Below are 505 nucleotides of genomic sequence, written 5' to 3'. Positions count from 1 at the left end.
GTATCAAGGTGGTAGAAGCTTTTGAAAATGGTTCGGTAAGAATATTAATTGCTACCGATGTAATAGCCAGAGGTATTGATTTTGACAAAGTTTCTCATGTCATCAATTTTGATACTCCAAAATACCCCGAAAACTATATGCATCGCATTGGTAGAACTGGTCGGGGTGATGAAAAAGGAGAGGCAATTTTATTTTACACTCAAGCTGAGGAAGAATTTAAATTACAGATTGAAATTCTGATGCAGAAAGAAATAGATGAACTGCCATTTCCAGAGGAGATTGAGATCAACAGGGAACTGATACCGGAAGAGAGACCCAGAGAGCGACAGGGTAGTTACGGCCGTTCAAACAAACTGAAAGCCAAAGTTCCTGATGCCGAAAAGAAAGAGAAAAATAAGAAAGTGAATCTGGGTGGCTCTTATAAGAAAAAAATGGCGGCCAAATACAAGAAACCCAAAACGCGGGGAGATAAGAATAGAAAGAAAAAGTAAGTGTTGTAGCTTAT

Annotated in this window: 1 protein-coding gene; it reads left to right on the top strand. The window is 38.6% G+C overall.

Annotated elements, in window-relative coordinates; genetic code table 11:
- Positions 1–491: helicase-related protein (locus tag E1176_RS00210; RefSeq protein WP_185152463.1), on the top strand; the 491-nt coding region annotated here is incomplete at its 5' end.
- Positions 492–505: the final 14 nt, after the last annotated feature.

This window comes from Fulvivirga aurantia, from assembly GCF_009711475.1.
GTDB classification, from domain to species: Bacteria; Bacteroidota; Bacteroidia; order Cytophagales; family Cyclobacteriaceae; genus Fulvivirga; species Fulvivirga aurantia.
The sequence above is the reverse complement of the archived record's forward strand: the minus strand, read 5'-3'. Positions and strand labels throughout refer to the sequence as shown.